This is a genomic window from Burkholderia sp. Tr-20390 (assembly GCF_017104595.1).
GTDB lineage: Bacteria > Pseudomonadota > Gammaproteobacteria > Burkholderiales > Burkholderiaceae > Burkholderia.
Map to the genome: position 1 here is coordinate 1 of NZ_JAAGPC010000184.1, position 17137 is coordinate 17137.

Sequence of the window (17137 nt, forward strand, 5' to 3'; positions counted from 1 at the left end):
CCTCGCCATCGGCTCAGGCCGGCACGCCGAACAGGCGCTGACGGATGCGGTACAGCGGCTCGAACAGCCATTCGAGCAGGCTGCGCCGCTCCAGCACGATGTCGGCCTTCAGCATCATCCCGGCGCGCAGCGACAGCGGCCGCCCTTCGAATGCCGGCGTGCGGTCGGCCAGCTCGACCCAGGTCTTGAAGTAGGTCTGCGGCGCGGCGGCATCGCCCGGCAGGTTCAGCTCCTTCGCGGAAAACGCGACCGGCGAGATCGACAGCACCTTGCCGCGATACGTGCCGAACTTCTCGACCGGATAGCTGGCGTACGCCACCTTCACTTCCTGCCCCTTCTTCACGAAGCCGGCCTTCGACGACGGAATGTAGACCTCGGCGATCAGCCCGTCGGCCTTCGCGGGCAGGATCTCGACGACGCGCGTGCCCGGCGGGTCGATCACGCCGCCCTGCACGACGTCGAGCCGCACGATCTGCCCGTCGGCCGGCGCGTACAGCACCTGGTTCACGTTCTCGTCGATGTTGTATTCCTTCGCGTTCAGCTCCTCCTGCTTGATCTTCAGTTCCGCGTTCGCGCCGTCGTACTTGCTCTGCATCGTGTCGAGGTCGCCGCGCAGCTTCATCGCATTCTTCGCGAGTTCGGCGCGGCGCAGCAGCAGGTCCTGGTACGCCTGCCCGGCCTGCAGGTACTGCGTGTTGACCTGGTTGTACTGCTCGAGCGTCACGACCTGCTCGTCGAGCAGTTGCTTCACGCGCGCGCGCCGTTCGCCGTACTCGTCGACGATGCGCTTTTGGTCCTGAATCTGCCGGTCGATCAGCCCGCGGCTTTCACCCTGCGCGGCGATCTGCTGGTTGATCTGCTGCACCGACGACTTGTATTCGAGCCGCGCCGCGTCGATCTGCTGCGTGACCTCGACGCGCTGCCGGTCGAGCGCCGCGCGCAGCCCCTGCACGTTGTTCGCCTGGCTCACGAAGCTCGTGTCGCGCGTCACCGCGAGCAGCCGCTGGCCGGCCTTCACGTGCTGGTCCTTGCCGACGTAGACGTCGCGCACGGCCCAGCCCGGCGGCGCGCTGACGCCGATCAGCCCCGAGCGCGGCGTCAGCATCCCCGACACGCTCTCGGTGTTCGCATAGCTCAGTTCGACGAGCGCGGTCACGAACATCGCGAACATCGCAAGCGACAGGTAGCAGAAGAACCGCATCGACACCGGCACGTCGACGACGCCGTGGATCACGGTGCCGAAGGTCGTGCCGCGCGCGAGCTTGCGCGACGGCTTCTGTTCTCGAAGGGCGGAATTCCAGGTCGGCATGGGGCGGGCTCGTCAGGAGCGACGCCGCGCGGCCGCATCGAGCAGCGGCGCCGGCATCAGGTAAGGCGTGAAGTGTTCCCAGAAATGCCACTGCTCGGGCTGGCGCACGAGCGCCTGCTCGAGCCGGTCGACGATGCGCTGGTGCGTCGCGCGCACGGGCGACGCGTCGTCGTCCGCGCCGAGCATCGGCGCGAGCGGGCTGGCCGCGAGCTCGGTGAAATGCACCGCGCAGCGATCGCGGAACGGCACGCCGGTCGCATACGAGACGAGCAGCGGAATCCCCTGCTCGACCGCGAGCTTCACGCCGCCGCCGGCCATCCGCACCCAGCGGCCGCCGAGCCGGCAGCGGTTGGTCTTGCCGAACTTGCCGTGCAGGTCGGAGAACAGCAGGAATACCGGCGCCTCGCGCCGCAGGCTCGTGATCAGCCGGCGCAGATGCACGCGCTCCTCGATGTCGATGAACTCGACTTCGCCGGCACCGTATTCGGCGACGAGGCGCAGTGCATCGTCGAAGAACGCGCCGGGCGCATCGCGGTGCAGGATCACCATCAGCTTGCGGTCGTCGGGAATCATGAAGCGCAGCTTCGTGACGAACAGCATCAGGTTGCCGAAGTGCAGCCCCGCGAGCATCAGCGGGCCGCCGCGCGTGAGCGCCGCCTGCAGTTGCGCGTCGCCTTCGCACACCATCCCGTCGATCATCGACTTCATCGATTCGAGGCTGTGCGACCGCAGCTTGAGCCCCGCGAACTCCGCTTCGAACAGCTCGCGCACGATCGCCGCCGACACTTCCCGCACGCGCCGCGGATCGTCGTTCAGGTGCGCGCCCAGCATGAACGCGACAGCGCGCTCGATCGACTCGCGAATGCACGGAAAGCAGCGCAGGCATGCGCCCGAGCACCAGCGCATCAGCCGCAGCCCACGCGCGGGCGACGTGCGCAGCGCGACGGCGCGCACCGCGCGCCGCACCAGGAACGCATACGAGAACGGATTGAGCAGAAAGAGTCGTCCGAGCATCACCGCGTCTCCTCGGCCGAACGCCACGCGTCGGTCACATCGGTCAATACGCCGTCCTGCATCTCGTAGATCCGGTCGACCCGCGACAGGATCGACGCGTCGTGCGTGACGAGCACGATCGTGCACGGCAGCGTCAGCACGTTGCGGCAGATCTCGTGGGTCGTCGCCTGGTCGAGGTTCGACGAAAATTCGTCGAGGATCAGCAGGCGCGGCTCGCAATACAGCGCGCGTGCGATCAGGAGCCGCTGCATCTGGCCGGCCGACAGGAATTTCTGCGTGTCGCCGAGCGGCGTGTCGTAGCGATGGTCGAGCCGCTCGATCTCGTCGTGAATGCACGCGAGCTTCGCCGCATCGAACATCGCGCCGATCCGCGGCGCGGGCGCGAAGTTCGTGATGTTGTCGCGGATCGTCCCGCGAAACAGCTGGTCGGACTGCGTGACGGCCGCGAGATGCTTGCGGTACTGCCGCAGGTTCACTTCCGCGAGATCCACACCGCCGACGAACAGCGTGCCAGGCTCGGGCCGCACGAGCCCGCAGATCAGGTTCAGCAGCGTCGTCTTGCCGCTGCCTGTGCGGCCGACGATCGCGATCTTGCCGCCCGCCGGCACGTCGAGCGCGATGTCGCGCAGGATCGGGCGGTTGCCGCCCTTCGGCGTGTACGACAGCGCGCGGATCGCCAGCGTGCCGTCGAAACCGTCGATCGGCCGCACGACCGCGTCGTGCGCGGGCTCCTCCGTCTCGGTCTGCAGCACGTCCGCGACGCGATCCATGTGCACCTGCAGCACCTTGCGGCGCACGTAGAGCTGGATCGAGTCGATGAACTTGTCGGCGAACAGGTTCTTGTACTGGATGAACGCGTAGATCACGCCGATCGTGCTCTGCCCATGCATCACGAGCCACGCGCCGTACGTGACGATCACGAGCTGCTCGACGTGCACGATCCCTTTCGAGATCGCGTCGAACAGCAGCTGCAGCCGCTCCTGCTGGCGCATCGCCTGCAGCTTCTGCGTGAACGCGTTCACCCACAGGCTGCTGCGCGCGGTCTCGGCCGACAGCAGCTTGATCGAGTGCGCGGAGCGGATGTTCTCGATCAGCAGCGCATCGGCTTCGGCGCCGCGCGTGAGGATCTGCGACATCGCGTCCTGCAGTTGCGGCTGGATCGCGAGCCGGCTCAGCGCGAACAGCACCATCCCCGCGAGACTGATGCCGGCCAGCACCGGGCTGTAGTACAGCATCAGCACGAGCGTCAACGTGCAGGTGACGATATTGAGCAGCCCGCCGACGAGCCCGTCGACGAGAAAGCGCCCGACCTCCGACACCGACGACACGCGCGAGATCGAATCGCCGGTGTTGTGGAACAGGAAATAGCCGATCGGCAGCCGCGCGAGATGCCCGACCATGTTCGCCGACAACTGCTGCGACACGATGTTGCGCAGGTAGCTCTTGATGTTGCCGACGAGGTTCGCGTACAGCGTGTCGAACAGGAACACGATCGCGAACAGGATCGTCAGCAGGTACAGGATGTCGACGTCGGTCTTCTTCAGCGCCTCGTCGATCGTCAGCTGTACGTACGACGGGCCGAGCAGCAGCAGGAGCTGCGCGGCGACGCCGCCCGCGATGCCGATCGCGAGGCTCTTGCGAATGCCGGTCAGCCCTTCGAGGTAGTCGCGCAGCCGGATCCGGTCGGCCTGCCCCGCCCGCGTGAAGCCAATGTCCGGATTCAGTTCGAGCGCATAGCCGGTGATGTGCGTAAGCGCCTGCGCGAGCGGCAGCTTCGTCTCGCCGAGCGCGGGATCGACGATGTGCACGCTGCCGTAGCCGACCTTCGTCAGCACGACATAGTGGTTCATCCCCCAGTGCAGGATGCACGGCGTCTTGAGCGCGTCGAGTTCGCCCGCGTCGAACTGCAGCCCGCGTGCGCGCAGGCCGAGATCGTTCGCGATCTCCATCAGGTCGAAGAACGACAGCCCGGAATCGATCCGCACCGGATAGCGGTTGCGCAGCGTGCGCAACGTGGTTTCGCGCCCGTGCCACGACGCGATCATCGCGAGGCAGGCCAGGCCGCACTCCGTCACCTCGTCCTGCAGGACCGGACGGACTTTACGCGTATTGAAGAGCATGGTCGGGCACCCGGGGCGCGACGACGCGCCGCCCGGGCCTGCCGCTAGCGGGCCCGTGGCGGGTCGTGCGCGATACGCATGGGCGCAGCCGGCACGCTGCCGGCTGCGACGGAAGATCGGTGTTACCGGCTGCTGGGCAGGCCGCTCAGCGCGACGAGCCGAGCGACATCCGGAACTGTTCGACGGCGCGGGTCTGGTACTGGGTCATCAGGCCCTGGAGCGTGGTCCCGATCGACTGGTTGACGAGATCGACCGTATAGGCGGCCGAATTGGAGTAAAGCGACGCGCCGCCGCGAATCTGGCGGGCCTGTTCTTCCGTGATGTCTCGCATTTGTTGTGGCCTTTATATTATCGGAATGCCCGCCACCGTCAGCCAATTGCAATCTCAATGGCCGTTAACTTTATTACGGGGATAATCCAGCACTCCTGCCTCCTGATAATCGCCCGAACCGAAAATAATGCATTCCGGATTCGCTTTATTTCCACTGCGGCGATCGATTCTTTTCCTTCTGTTTCGCAGTATTTCGCGCGGGGGGCGCCTCCCCGCGCACGGCGGTTACTTGCCGGTGTTATTGAACGTCTTCGGGTTCTGCAGGTAATTGCCGAGGCTCGGCAGGAACTGGCCGAGCGCGGTCACCACCGGCGCGGCGTCAACAGCGAGGCTACCCAGCGAGCTGATCGCACCGCCGCCATGCACATTCCTGACCTGTTCCGTCGTCATGACCTTCATCATTCTCTCCTCGTAAAAAATAAAGATGACGCAAAGAACCTTCATTGAAAGACAAACGGCTTTTAATCCCTAGCGACTTGTTAATCTAATAATCACTGCGATTACGAGCCGAAATCAGGCTATCATGCGAGCGCATCGGAATTCAATGGAGGACACACTCTTACAGTGGTGTTTTCCGATGCACCACGATTGGCAGGCATTCACGCTGTTTGAATTTCAATTTCAATACGTTTAAATCCCGCCGCAATGGGTTGCGGCACGGGCAGGAGACGGAGACGGCCATGTTTGAAACGAGGCGCGCGAATCGCGGATCGGCAACGCGGAATGCGGGTAATTCCCTATCAAGATTTTCGACTAGGTGGAATCCCCGACTTGCAACCGTGACATTGTTCGCTGTAATGATGGCCGGCGTGTCCGCGAACGCGCATGCGTTCTGCCTCGACACCGCGTTCCAGTACGCGGTCGTGCATGATCCGCGCTACCTGCAGGCGCGCAGCGAATACGACGCGGCCCGCCAGAAATTCCCGGAAGCGCGCGCCCAGATGCTGCCGCAGGCCGCCGCGCAACTCGAATGGGGACGCTACGGGACGCACGCGAACCTGTTCGGCATCGACGTCAGCGGATCGAGCAATGCCGCATACGGTTCCGCGCAGGTCACGCAGGCGCTGTTCAACGTGCCCTACCTGTACGACATGCGGCGCGCGACCGAGTACGAGGAATCGGCGAAACAGAAGCTCGAGGTGGCGCGGCAGGACCTGATCCTGCGCGTCGCGAACGCGTGCTTCGACCTGCTGAGCGCGCGCGAAAAACTGCAGTCGGCCGACGACGAGGTAAACGCGCTCACCCGGCTCGAAAGCGATACGCGACGCATGGCGCAGCTCGGGATGAAGACGATCGGCGATACGGCGGAGATCGAGGCGCGCCGCAGCCTCGCGGAATCCGACGAAGCCCTCGCGCAAACCGACGTCGATGCACGCCGTGCGCGCTACGAGACACTGCTCGGTTCGACGATCGATTTCTCGCGCTGGCCGCGGCTCGCGATGCGCGGGTCGTCGCCGCGGATTCCGTCGGGCGAATACGCACCGCAGGACAACCCCGCGTACCGGCAGGCGTATCGCGACGTCCAGGTCGCGCGGCTCGCCGCGAAGCGCGTCAGCGCCGAGCACTTGCCGACCGTCGACCTGTTCGCGTCGTATTCGCGCGGGCTCAACCCGAACCTGCGCGGGCTCACCGACCGCTCCGACTTCCATCAAAGCGCGGTCGGCGTGCAGGTGACGATTCCGATCTTCTCCGGCGGCAGCGTGTACTACCGGCAGGTGGAAGCCGAACACGTGACCGAGCAATACCGCAACCGGCTGCGCGAGGTCGAGGAGCAACTGGGCACCGATCATCGCGAGGCGCTGTCCGCGCTCGAATCGGTCGGCAAGCGCATCCGCGCGCTGCAGCAGTCGCTGCAGGCCGCGCGGCTCGCGTACGATTCGTCGATGAAGGCGCATCAGGTCGGCTACAGCACGACGTACGAAACGCTGAATCTGCGCCGTGATATCTCGGGCATCCGGCAGAAGCTGTTCGACAGCTATCTCGATGCGCTGAAGCTGCAGCTGAAGCTGAAAAGCGTGCTGGGTACGCTCGACGAACAGTCGCTGATCGCGGTGGACAGCTTCCTCGAAAGCAACGCGGCGGGACGCACGCGCGAGGAGTGACGACCGTGGCGCGTATCTGGCACTGTGCGCGCCGCTTCGCCTTCATACGATAGCGTGTCGGTGTCTCCCTCACACATCAACCATCGAACGCAGTGCCGACGGATCCATACGTATGACAGTCAATCCATTGAAGATCCGTTCCATTTGTCTGTTCGACCAGCCATGGCACAACGGTCTGCGCCTTCGCGTGGATGTCGTGAAACAGAATGACACCATGACGCCAAAGAAGCATCAGGGTCAACACTCGCTGCTTGACCTGATCGGCATTCACCTTGTTGCTCCAGTCTTGCGAATCGATGTTCCACAGCGCCACACGCAAGCCCCGAGCATCAAAGAATGCACCGCTGTCGGCGCGACGCTGTCCAAACGGAGGCCGAAACAATGGTACATAGCTGGAAGGCATGCTGCTTCTGACCAAACCAATGCCGCGCACAACAGAGTCCTGCCATTGCTGCCAGGCGCTGTGCGACTTGTGTTGCCAGCCATGCGAGCCCACACACATACCTTGGTAGGTGCGGGAGAGTTCCCCAGGCGCGTCTTGCTGCAGTCGCGACTGCAACTGCTCACCCAGCACAAAAAAGGTTGCGCTGAGATGTAGTTTGCGCAGCGTGTCCAGCAACTTGTCGGTGTTGCCGCCAATGCGAGTGGGACCGTCGTCAAAAGTGAGCAGGAAGTGCCGATCGGCCAATTCGTCACCGCTCAGTTCGCTCGTCGAATAGGTCGCCACTTCGCTGCTGGTACGCGGGAACAGTGACGCGAGACGCAGCAATTCGTCCAGATAGGTACGGTGAAACCGCTGAGACGCCGCGAACCACGCGGCGTAGCGGTCGCTGGGGGGACGCACAAAATCCGCCGCCGCCTTCATGAACCCATCCGCGTCGAGCGGCCCCAAGCAGAAGGGTTCGTCCCGGAGACAATGAGCAGATGCCCGTGTGTAGTTCGCTGCAAGACGGCGCCAGTAAATTGTGCGCGCACGGTCGACCGCGTCCCGGTCGAGTTGTTTGAGCTTGAGCCGATCGCGAAGCGTGTTGTCGCTGTCATGCTCGCTTTCGCTTAACGCGTGTGCAAAACTGAGCACTTCTGCGCGGGAGGCACGATCGAAACCCACTGAGGAAGCGGCAGGATCAGGCCAGAGGCTCCGGTCGACAAACGCTACCGCGTCTGGGCCTGCGGCCTTAGCCAGACCGACCATTGCTAGCAGACTGAACACCGCAACGCATTTGCGCATAAGCAGATCTCTCACGGCACAAGCCCCAGCAAGCGGGGGCCGAGGTGATTAGGGACGCGTACCGACACGCTGGATGGCCTTGTCATAGACAGGATTGTCTTTTTCACGCTTGGCCGCCCGGTAGTTTTCCAGTGCGCTGGCAAGCTGCCCGGCGGATTCGTACATCCGGCCGATGTTGTAGTAAGAACTCGCGCGCACCGTAGCGGCAGTCGTACCACTGGAGAGTGCGATCGCCTTCCGATTGGCCCAGATCGCCTCTGCGCTACGCCCAGCCCTTTGATAGGCCAGGCCGAGGTTGCTGTAAGCCTGCCCGTAATTCGGGTCCTGCTCGATAGCCAGGCCATACAGCACGATTGCGTCGTCCAGTTGACCGTTGCGATAGGCCTTTTCCCCGGACTGATTGAACGCGCGTGCACGTACGGAATCGACTGGCGCCTGATTGGCAGCCACGACACGGTTGCGCTCATCGCCAGCATCGACAAGCGTGTTCAGGACATCTTCGGCACCCACTCTCACGCCGCGCATCGTATTGATGTCCTGAAACTCCCCTGCTCCAGTGATGCGGAACACGGTCCAGAGATTGCCCGGCTGATTTCGCGGCACGTAATAGGTGCGTACCAGCGATTCGCCCACGTAGACGAACACTTTCGCCTGACTCTGCGACAATGCCGTCGTGCCCGGGGCGTCGCGGTCGGTATAGTCGTGCACCGCATACACGTACGTGTCGCCGTCACGCTTGCGTTCCAGCGTGACCGTCTCCGGGCCATAGCCATCGGTGTCGTCGACATCGAGATTCGCATCGACTCCACGCTTGCTTCTGAAGTAAACGTGATTGCCAGGATAGGTCATGTGCGAATCGAGGTCTCTCGGCTCAGCCCCCCAGGTCAGCACTACGCGCAGACCGTCCAGACTGCGCATCACTGGACTTAACGCATAGGTAAGGCCAGTGCAGGGGCATTTGGCGACGAGATTCGAATAGCCGTCCTTCTTGATGATAATCAGCGACGCTCCATCAGACAGCACGCCGGTATCAATCGACACCTGGCCCTGCGCGTCCGTTGTGGCTGTAATCGACTGCTCTCCGTTTTTTTGGAAAATGACCGACGCGCCGGCGATCTTCTGATCCTTGATGGTTGCGCTGAGCACCTGCACGCTGGCGTCGGCGGCGTGGACGTCAATCGCGACCGACACGGCCAGAGCAGCCGTCAACAATCGAATACATCTGAGCATGTGAATCCTCAAGGGCAGTGAAGATGGAACGACAATTTGCGCTGTCGAAAACCGCGAATCTACCTATTCAATATTCAAGTCTCTATTATTTGACTCGACTTATTCTGGTGACGAAATTCGGCCAACTCAGCTGATCGAATGCTCACCCTAATATTTTTCGATGGGAATTCTATACGGCAAACGAATCAGAAAATATCGGACAAGTTCCAATTTCAGCTTCAATGTCGATCAACCGTTGACATTAAATTTCAAAAAAATTGTTAATTTTTATAAATCGCGACCCATCTAGTCACGAAGATTCAATAGGTTGTACTGATGGTTAATCCAGACTGAGTCTGGGCGACTGGAAGTCGCCAAACACCCAACCTTCCAGGAGCCCAGCCGGATGAACGCCCATAAGAATGCCCGGCTCACATTTGAGTGTCGACTTGAGATGGTTCAGGAGATCACCGAATTCGGTTCGAGTGTGCCGCAGGTCGCGGCCGATCAGGGCGCGACAGCGCCGACCGTGCGCAAATGGCTGGGTCGCTATCTGGTCGGTGGCGCGCCGGCGCTGGCTGACGCCTCGCCGCGCTACCAGAGAGCGTCGACCTCGTGATTCTCGCGGTCCGGCCCGACCTGCTGCATCTGTCTATTCCGTGGCTGGAAGACGACGCACGGCCGCCGCTCATCGCGGTCACGACCTACGAAAGCCCGACGATCCTCGAACTGATGCTGCGCATCGATGCCCAGAGCGCGGTGACAACGCCGGTGCGCTCGTTCGGCCTGTTGAGCGCGACGCGCTCGCGTGTCACCAGAGCCGCCGGCATGACGAGTACCGGCGCCGCATCGCGCAGCTCGAACAGCGCGTGATGTCCGCGCGCACGCTGCAGGAAGCGAAGACGCTGCTGATGCAGCACAACGCGATCAGCGAGGAAGAGGCCTACCAGCAGATCCGCTCGCAGGCGATGGAACGGCGCATCTCGATCAACCAGCTCGCCGAGCAGATCGTGCAGGCGCACGCGCTGCTGAAGCGGTAACGCGGGCACGATTGCTGCGACCGCCGCGACCGCCGCTCGTCAGTCCGGCGGCGGCAACACGACCGTGTCCTCCGGCCCGAGCACGCGCCCGTCCTGCGAACGCAGCTCCAGTTTCCTGACCGGCAACCCGCTCTTCCGGTCGACGAGCAGCACGTGTGCCTCGTCCGGTTCGAAGAAGAAATCCTCGCCCCACTGCCGCAGCGCGACGAGCAGCGGAAACAGGCCGCGCCCTTTCTCGGTCAGCACGTATTCGTGATGCGCGCCGCCGTCCGCGGCCGGCACGATGTCCATGATCCCGTGCGCGACCAGGTTGCGCAGGCGCGCGGCCAGGATGTTCTTGGCCAGCCCGAGATTCTTCTGGAATTCGCCGAAGCGGCGCAGCCCGTCGAACGCATCGCGGACGATCAGCAGCGACCACCAGTCGCCGATCGCGTCCAGCGGGCGGGCAACGCCGCAGGGGGATTCCTCGTGCGTGGTTCGTCTGTTCATCGTTGCATGGGGCGATGCCGTTCCCGGTATGCGGGTGAAACGGCGGTCGTTTTCGGTGAATTGAATGGTTGCAATATAAAACTCGTCGAACGAAAGATCAATCGCCCGACGCCCGACTGTTCGCGATCGCCGAATGGAACGGCCGATTCGGGCCAGATTGGCACTTCAACTCCTATTTCCAGCCGACAAATTCCGGCACTGCTCCTTTCCGATGCGTCATCACGCGCCCACGGCTCGGTCATTCGGCGGCTATCGGGGCAATCTTTTCGGTTGCAACTTGCAACCCGATATCCTACGCTTCGATTCGGTTTCAATTTGAAACCAAACTATCCGACTATCCGAAGGAGCGTTCGATGATCCGGTCCGATGCCACGTTCGACGGCACCTTTCCATTCGCCCCGCATTTCGACGACGCATCCGGCTTCCGGATGCACTACGTGGACGAAGGTCCGCACGACGGCGAAACCCTCCTGTGCCTGCATGGCGAACCCACTTGGGGTTATCTGTTCCGCCATCTGATTGCCGCGCTGAGTCCGACGCACCGCGTCGTCGTCCCCGATCACATGGGCTTCGGCAAAAGCGCGACGCCGCAGGACCGCAGCTACTGGCTGCAGGACCATGTCGACAACCTGGAGCGCTTCGTGCTCGCGCGCGGCCTCGATCGCATCACGCTCGTGATGCACGACTTCGGCGGCCCGGTCGGCATGGGGCTGGCCGCGCGGCATCCGGATCGCATCCGGCGGATCGTGTCCGCGAACGGGCCGACGCCGTTCGGCCAGCCCGATCTGGTCGAGCGACTGAACGCGAACGGTCGCGCTGCACCGTGGTTCCAGTGGATCGCGCGCGCGGCGGCAGACGATACGCTGAAGACGGTGCTCGGTCAGCTCGGCTTCAATATCCTGAGCACGCTGAAGCTGAACGGGTTCGAAAATCACGCGGTGATCAGCGACACGTGGATCGCCGCATACGGTGCGCCGTTCGCGCAGCCGGAGGATTGCGTCGGTGCGATCGGATGGGCCCGCGGGTTTGCCGTTGGCGCGCACCGGTTCGAGGAACCCGATGCGGCGGCGCTGCGCGCGATACGCGAAAAGCCCGCGCTCGCGATCTGGGGAGACGCCGACCGAACGCTCGGCGCCGAACATTTCCTGCCGCTCTTCACGGCACTGTTTCCGTCCGCCCCCGTCGAACGGCTGGCGGGCGTCGGGCATTACTGCTTCGAGGATGCGCCCCACGTCATTGCGACACGCATCGCTGAATTCATCCGGGCCACCGGTTGAGTGCGTTCCGCAGCCGGCGGCACGACGCCCGACTGCGGAACACGGCGTGCGCGGCCGCCTTCGCAACCGCGCACGCCCCTTCACGTCACCGAATGATCCGCGTCACGCCACGCCCGCGCGGGTCGGCCATCGCCTCCGGCGTCTTGCCGTCGATCTTGATCACCTGGATGTCGCCGCTGAAATCCTGCCCCTTCAGCGTATAGCCGCGCGCCTCGATCTGCTTCGCGAGTTCGCCTTCGATCGGGTGGTACGGCTCCCAGAAGATCGTGTTCGGCGGCAGCAGTTGGTGATGGAAACGCATCGCGCCGACGGCCTCCTTCAACGGCATCTTGAAGTCGTAGATGTTGTTGATCACCTGGAAGATCGACGTGAAGATGCGCGAGCCGCCCGGCGTGCCGATCACGAGCGACACCTTGCCGTCCTTGGTCATGATCGTCGGCGACATCGACGACAGCGGGCGCTTCTTCGGTTCGATCGCGTTCGCGTCGCTGCCGACCACGCCGAACATGTTCGCGACGCCCGGCTTCGCGGAGAAGTCGTCCATCTCGTCGTTCAGCACGATGCCGGTGCCGTCGGCGATCACGCCCGAGCCGAAATAGCCGTTGATCGTGTACGTGTTCGACACTGCATTGCCCCACTTGTCGACCACCGAGAAGTGCGTCGTTTCAGCCTTCTCCGGCATCGTCGTGCCGAGGCCCGGCTGCACGCTCTTCGTATCCGACGGCTCCTTCGGGTTGACCTCGCCCGCCCGCTTCGCGATGTACTTATCGTCGGTCAGCTGCGCGATCGGCACCTTGTAGAAATCCGGATCGCCGAGATACTGCGCACGATCGGCGAACACGCGCTTCTCGATTTCCGCGACGAGGTGGATGTACTGCGGCGAGTTGAGCTTCACGCCCTCGAAGTCCTGCTTGAGGTCGGCCTTCATCTTCAGCAGCTGCACGAGGCCGATGCCGCCCGAGCTCGGGGGCGGCGCGGTGATCACGTCATAACCGTTCCACTTCGCCTGCACCGGCTGGCGCCATACCGCGCGATACTGCGCAAGATCCTCGGTGGTGATCAGCCCGTTGCCGTCGCCGGTCTTCATCGACGCGGCGATCAGCTCGGCCGTCTTGCCCTTGTAGAAGCCTTCCGCGCCGTCGTTCGCGATGCGCGTGAGCACGTCGGCGAGATCCGGCTGCTTGAAGTTCACGCCCGCCTTCAGCCCGGAGAAATACTTGTCGAAGTTGGTCTTGCCGCCGAACTCCTTCGATGCGTCGACGCCGCGCTGCGCGAGCTGCTCGTCGACGACGAAGCCGTCACGCGCATAGTGGATCGCCGGCGCGAGCACCTGCTTCCACTTCAGCTTGCCGAAGCGTTTCTGCGCTTCCCACATGCCCGCGACCGTGCCCGGCACGCCGACCGCGCGCGGGCCGTACAGGCTCATGCCCTTGACGACGTTGCCGTCCTTGTCGAGGTACATGTCCTTCGTCGCGGCGAGCGGCGCGCGCTCGCGGTAGTCGATGAAGTACGGCTTGCCGTCCTTGTAGATCGTCATGAAGCCGCCGCCGCCGATGTTGCCGGCTTCCGGATACGTGACGGCGAGCGTGAATGCGATCGCAACGGCCGCGTCGATCGCGTTGCCGCCTTCCTTGAAGATCCGCTCCGCGGCATCCGCACTGTACTTGTCGGCCACCGCGACCGCCGAGCTCGTCAGGATGGCCGGCTGCGGCCCCTTCGCATAGACGGGCGCGTTCGGCAGGAAGCCGATGCCGGCCACCGTCGCGAGCACGACAGCGGATGATTTGAAGCGATTCAGCGTAGTCATTGCATGTCCCCCATGTGGATCTCCTTCAGGCAGGAAAAGCGCCTGTTCCGCTCATGGCCGCTGGCGCGCCGACGGCCATCTCCGGTTTCGTAGTATAGGGGGACAAAAAGGGTCGAACACGGGGCGTGCCACGAAAGCGCATTGTTATCTGCCCTCGGTCATGCCGCGGCTTCTGAACATGCATGCAGATCGGTCGAAATTGCACACGGTGCGCGTCTGCCGTGTACGTCCGCGGCACCCGTCATCACGCAACGCACAAAAAACCGAAAGTTGCGAACTACGCGGAAAGCCGCGCGGCACGTGCAAAAAAATCTGCCAACGTCCCTCCCGCTGCATGGGCCGATCTGCGAAGATAGCGCCCCGCTTTCGCGGTGCATCATTTTTCGCGCACGCATCGCTTCACGTTTCTTCGTCTCGCTTCCTATGGCATCACACAATGCGCATCATGCGTCCGGCTTCGCGGCTGGTGTCGCCGCAGCCGTCCTCGTCGCACAAACCGGCGCGACCGGCCCGTGGCATTCGGGCCTGTTCGCCGCGTTCGCGGCCGGCGTCGCGGGCGGCACCGCGCCCGACTGGCTCGAAGTCGCATGGTGGAGCCGCAAGCGCCGCCTGTGGATCACGCATCGCACCGTCACGCACTGGGGCATCGGCTGGATCGCGCTGCTGGCGCTCGGGTGGCACGGGCTCATCCATCATCCGCATCCGCTGTGGGCCGCGCCGCTATTCGGCTTCGCATGCGGCGGCTTGATGCACCTGCTCGCCGACTGGCCGAACCCGCTCGGCGTGCCGTGGATCTGGCGGCGCCACTCGCTCAACCTGTGGAAGAGCGGGCGTTGCGACCTGATCGTCGTGGCCGCCGCCTGGGGCGGCACGCTGTGGCTCGCGCAGTCGCTGTGCTCGCGTGCACCGCTGCTCGAGCACTGGCTCGGCTGGCTCAATCGCGTTTGATTGCAATTCGACGCAATTCGGCACGCGATCGGCGTGCCGACATCCATGCAACTTTCCGTTCGTTGAAAGTGCGGTGACGGCCCCCATCTGAAGCGGAATCGTCGATACAGGTGCCCGGCGCGCACGCGCGACGTCTGGCACACTGACGATTCGATTCGCACCCGCGCCCTCCGCGCGCTTGCACCCCATTTCAACGCTCCGATGGACGTCACCACTACCCGCCCTGCCGCCAGTGCGCTCGACGTGTTCCACCCGGCCATCGCCGCGTGGTTCCGGCGCACGTTCGCCGCACCGACCGGCGCGCAGGCGCTCGCGTGGCCGCACATCAAGGCCGGCCGATCGACGCTCGTCGCGGCACCGACTGGCTCCGGCAAGACGCTCACCGCCTTCCTGTGTGCACTCGACGATCTGGTGCGCGATGCGCTGGCGCACGACGGCACACTGCCCGACGCCACGCTCGTCGTGTACGTGTCGCCGCTGAAGGCGCTGTCGAACGACATCCACGTGAACCTCGATGCGCCGCTGGCCGGCATCGCCGAATCGCTCGCGCAACTCGGCCTGCCGGTGCCGGCGATCCGCACCGCCGTGCGCACCGGCGACACGACGCAGGCCGAGCGCGCCGCGCTGCGCAAGCGCGCGCCGCACATCCTCGTGACGACGCCCGAGTCGCTGTACGTGCTGCTGTCGTCCACGTCGGGGCGACAAATGCTGTCGAACGTGCGCTCGGTCATCGTCGACGAAATCCATGCGCTCGCGTCATCGAAGCGCGGCAGCCATCTCGCGTTGTCGCTCGAACGTCTCGACGCGCTGGCCGGCCGTGCGCTGCCGCGTATCGGGCTGTCGGCGACGCAAAAGCCGATCGATGCGGTCGCGCGCTTCCTGGTCGGCGGCCCGGCTGACGCGCCACGCGACTGCACGATCGTCGACACGGGCCACACGCGCGAGCGCGACCTCGCGCTCGAACTGCCGAACGTGCCGCTCGAGCCCGTGATGGCAACCGACGTGTGGGAACAGGTGTACGACCGCATCGCCGGCCTCGCGGCCGCTCATCGCACGACGCTGGTGTTCGTCAACACGCGGCGCACCGCCGAGCGAATGGCGCGCCATCTCGCCGACCGGCTCGGCAAGGAAGCGATCGCCGCGCATCACGGCAGTCTCGCGAAGGAGCACCGCTTCGACGCCGAGCAGCGCCTGAAACGCGGCGAACTGAAACTGCTCGTCGCCACGGCATCACTTGAACTCGGCATCGATATCGGCGACGTCGACCTCGTCTGCCAGGTCGGCTCGCCGCGCGGGATCGCACCGTTCCTGCAGCGCGTCGGCCGCTCCGGGCACCATGTCGGCGGCGTGCCGAAGGGCCGGCTGTTCCCGCTGTCGCGCGACGAGCTCGTCGAATGCGCGGCGCTGCTCGATTGCGTGCAGCGCGGCGAGCTCGACACGCTGCGCATTCCCGAAGCGCCGCTCGACGTGCTCGCGCAGCAGATCGTCGCCGAAGTGGCATGCGCGGAGTGGCAGGAGGACGCGCTGTATACGAGTTTCACGCGCGCGGCGCCGTATGCGCGGCTGACGCGCGAGCGCTTCGACGAAGTGATGAAGATGCTCGCCGAAGGCTTCACGAGCCGGCGCGGCGTGCGCGGCGCGTACCTGCATCGCGACGTGGTCGGCGGCACCGTGCGCGGGCGCCGCAACGCGATGATGACCGCCACGACGTCGGGCGGCACGATCCCCGACATGGCCGATTACGCAGTGCTGCTCGAACCGCAGGGCATCCAGGTCGGCACGGTCAACGAGGATTTCGCGATCGAAAGCCTGGCCGGCGACGTGTTCCAGCTGGGCAACCAGTCGTACCGGATCATTCGCGTGGAAACGGGCCGCGTGCGGGTGGAGGATGCGCAGGGGCAGTCGCCGAACATCCCGTTCTGGCTCGGCGAGGCGCCGGGGCGCAGCGACGAATTGTCGGCGGCGGTCGGCCGGCTGCGCGCGCGGCTCGACGGACTGTTCGCCGACGGCGAGCGGCAAGGGCACGCCCGAGGCGGTGAACGCACTGACGACGATATCCGCGGGAAGACGACGGCTGAAACAAAGGCGACGACCAAAGCCAAGACCAAAGGCGGAGCAAAATCGACGCGACGTGTTGAAGCCGAAGCCGAAGCCGAAGCCGAAGCCGAAGCCGAAGCCGAAGCCGAAGCCGAAGCCGAAGCCGAAGCCGAAGCCGAAGCCGAAGCCGAAGCCGAAGCCGAAGCCGAAGCCGAAGCCGAAGCCG

Annotated in this window: 15 protein-coding genes and 1 pseudogene; 7 read left to right on the forward strand and 9 right to left on the reverse strand. The window is 64.2% G+C overall.

The genetic code is table 11. The annotated features are described in order from the left end of the window. Nucleotides 1-13: 13 nt before the first annotated feature. From G3N98_RS32465 to G3N98_RS32485, 5 genes are all read right to left on the reverse strand, one after another. Entirely contained in the window at nucleotides 14-1309 is a 1296-nt protein-coding gene (locus G3N98_RS32465; protein ID WP_089427682.1) for an HlyD family efflux transporter periplasmic adaptor subunit, read from the reverse strand. A gap of 12 nt (nucleotides 1310-1321) precedes the next feature. Further along, the gene (locus tag G3N98_RS32470; protein WP_206150480.1) at nucleotides 1322-2326 is read right to left on the reverse strand and encodes a hypothetical protein; all 1005 of its coding nucleotides are present in this window, start codon (nucleotides 2324-2326) and stop codon (nucleotides 1322-1324) included. Then, the gene (locus tag G3N98_RS32475; RefSeq protein ID WP_206150481.1) at nucleotides 2323-4443 is read right to left on the reverse strand and encodes a peptidase domain-containing ABC transporter; all 2121 of its coding nucleotides are present in this window, start codon (nucleotides 4441-4443) and stop codon (nucleotides 2323-2325) included. Before G3N98_RS32475 ends, G3N98_RS32470 begins: the two co-directional genes overlap by 4 nt. A gap of 145 nt (nucleotides 4444-4588) precedes the next feature. Then, entirely contained in the window at nucleotides 4589-4774 is a 186-nt protein-coding gene (locus G3N98_RS32480) for a hypothetical protein (RefSeq protein WP_027791386.1), read from the reverse strand. A gap of 225 nt (nucleotides 4775-4999) precedes the next feature. Then, complete coding sequence (locus G3N98_RS32485) at nucleotides 5000-5173, reverse strand: hypothetical protein (protein ID WP_006495012.1); 174 nt, start codon at nucleotides 5171-5173, stop codon at nucleotides 5000-5002. 281 nt (nucleotides 5174-5454) lie between these two features. On the opposite strand from G3N98_RS32485, the gene G3N98_RS32490 reads away from it, so the two are divergent. Continuing rightward, on the forward strand, nucleotides 5455-6876 hold the full coding sequence (locus G3N98_RS32490) for a TolC family protein (protein WP_206150482.1): 1422 nt from the start codon (nucleotides 5455-5457) through the stop codon (nucleotides 6874-6876). Nucleotides 6877-6952: 76 nt separating this feature from the next. Here G3N98_RS32490 and G3N98_RS32495 read toward each other — a convergent pair whose 3' ends face one another. Both G3N98_RS32495 and G3N98_RS32500 read right to left on the reverse strand, forming a co-directional pair. Beyond that, on the reverse strand, nucleotides 6953-7984 hold the full coding sequence (locus tag G3N98_RS32495) for a polysaccharide deacetylase family protein (protein WP_206150483.1): 1032 nt from the start codon (nucleotides 7982-7984) through the stop codon (nucleotides 6953-6955). Nucleotides 7985-8152: 168 nt separating this feature from the next. Next, nucleotides 8153-9334, reverse strand: a complete 1182-nt coding sequence (locus G3N98_RS32500) for a tetratricopeptide repeat protein (protein ID WP_241026187.1) — start codon at nucleotides 9332-9334, stop codon at nucleotides 8153-8155. Between the two features lie 385 nt (nucleotides 9335-9719). On the opposite strand from G3N98_RS32500, the pseudogene G3N98_RS32505 reads away from it, so the two are divergent. The 3 genes and pseudogenes from G3N98_RS32505 to G3N98_RS32515 all read left to right on the forward strand — a co-directional run. Further along, nucleotides 9720-9920: pseudogene (locus G3N98_RS32505) on the forward strand (leucine zipper domain-containing protein); the annotation flags it as partial. A gap of 8 nt (nucleotides 9921-9928) precedes the next feature. Further along, nucleotides 9929-10186 (forward strand): hypothetical protein, encoded by a 258-nt coding sequence (locus G3N98_RS32510; protein WP_206150484.1) that lies wholly within the window; start codon nucleotides 9929-9931, stop codon nucleotides 10184-10186. Beyond that, complete coding sequence (locus G3N98_RS32515) at nucleotides 10186-10353, forward strand: ANTAR domain-containing protein (protein ID WP_241026190.1); 168 nt, start codon at nucleotides 10186-10188, stop codon at nucleotides 10351-10353. Before G3N98_RS32510 ends, G3N98_RS32515 begins: the two co-directional genes overlap by 1 nt. A 39-nt stretch (nucleotides 10354-10392) precedes the next feature. Here G3N98_RS32515 and G3N98_RS32520 read toward each other — a convergent pair whose 3' ends face one another. After that, nucleotides 10393-10842, reverse strand: coding sequence for a helix-turn-helix domain-containing protein (locus G3N98_RS32520; protein WP_089432565.1), 450 nt, complete (start codon nucleotides 10840-10842; stop codon nucleotides 10393-10395). A gap of 353 nt (nucleotides 10843-11195) precedes the next feature. Here G3N98_RS32520 and G3N98_RS32525 point away from each other — a divergent pair, with 353 nt between their 5' ends. Further along, nucleotides 11196-12119, forward strand: coding sequence for an alpha/beta fold hydrolase (locus G3N98_RS32525; protein WP_206150486.1), 924 nt, complete (start codon nucleotides 11196-11198; stop codon nucleotides 12117-12119). Between the two features lie 85 nt (nucleotides 12120-12204). Here G3N98_RS32525 and ggt read toward each other — a convergent pair whose 3' ends face one another. Continuing rightward, nucleotides 12205-13926 (reverse strand): gamma-glutamyltransferase, encoded by a 1722-nt coding sequence (gene ggt / locus G3N98_RS32530; protein WP_089474689.1) that lies wholly within the window; start codon nucleotides 13924-13926, stop codon nucleotides 12205-12207. A gap of 423 nt (nucleotides 13927-14349) precedes the next feature. Between ggt and G3N98_RS32535 the strand changes: the two genes are divergently transcribed. Both G3N98_RS32535 and G3N98_RS32540 read left to right on the forward strand, forming a co-directional pair. Next, a complete protein-coding gene (locus tag G3N98_RS32535; protein WP_206150487.1) occupies nucleotides 14350-14874 on the forward strand; it encodes a metal-dependent hydrolase in 525 nt (174 codons plus the stop codon). A 201-nt stretch (nucleotides 14875-15075) separates the two neighbouring features. Further along, nucleotides 15076-17137 (forward strand): DEAD/DEAH box helicase (locus tag G3N98_RS32540; protein ID WP_241026188.1); only part of this gene is annotated, 2062 nt, incomplete at its 3' end.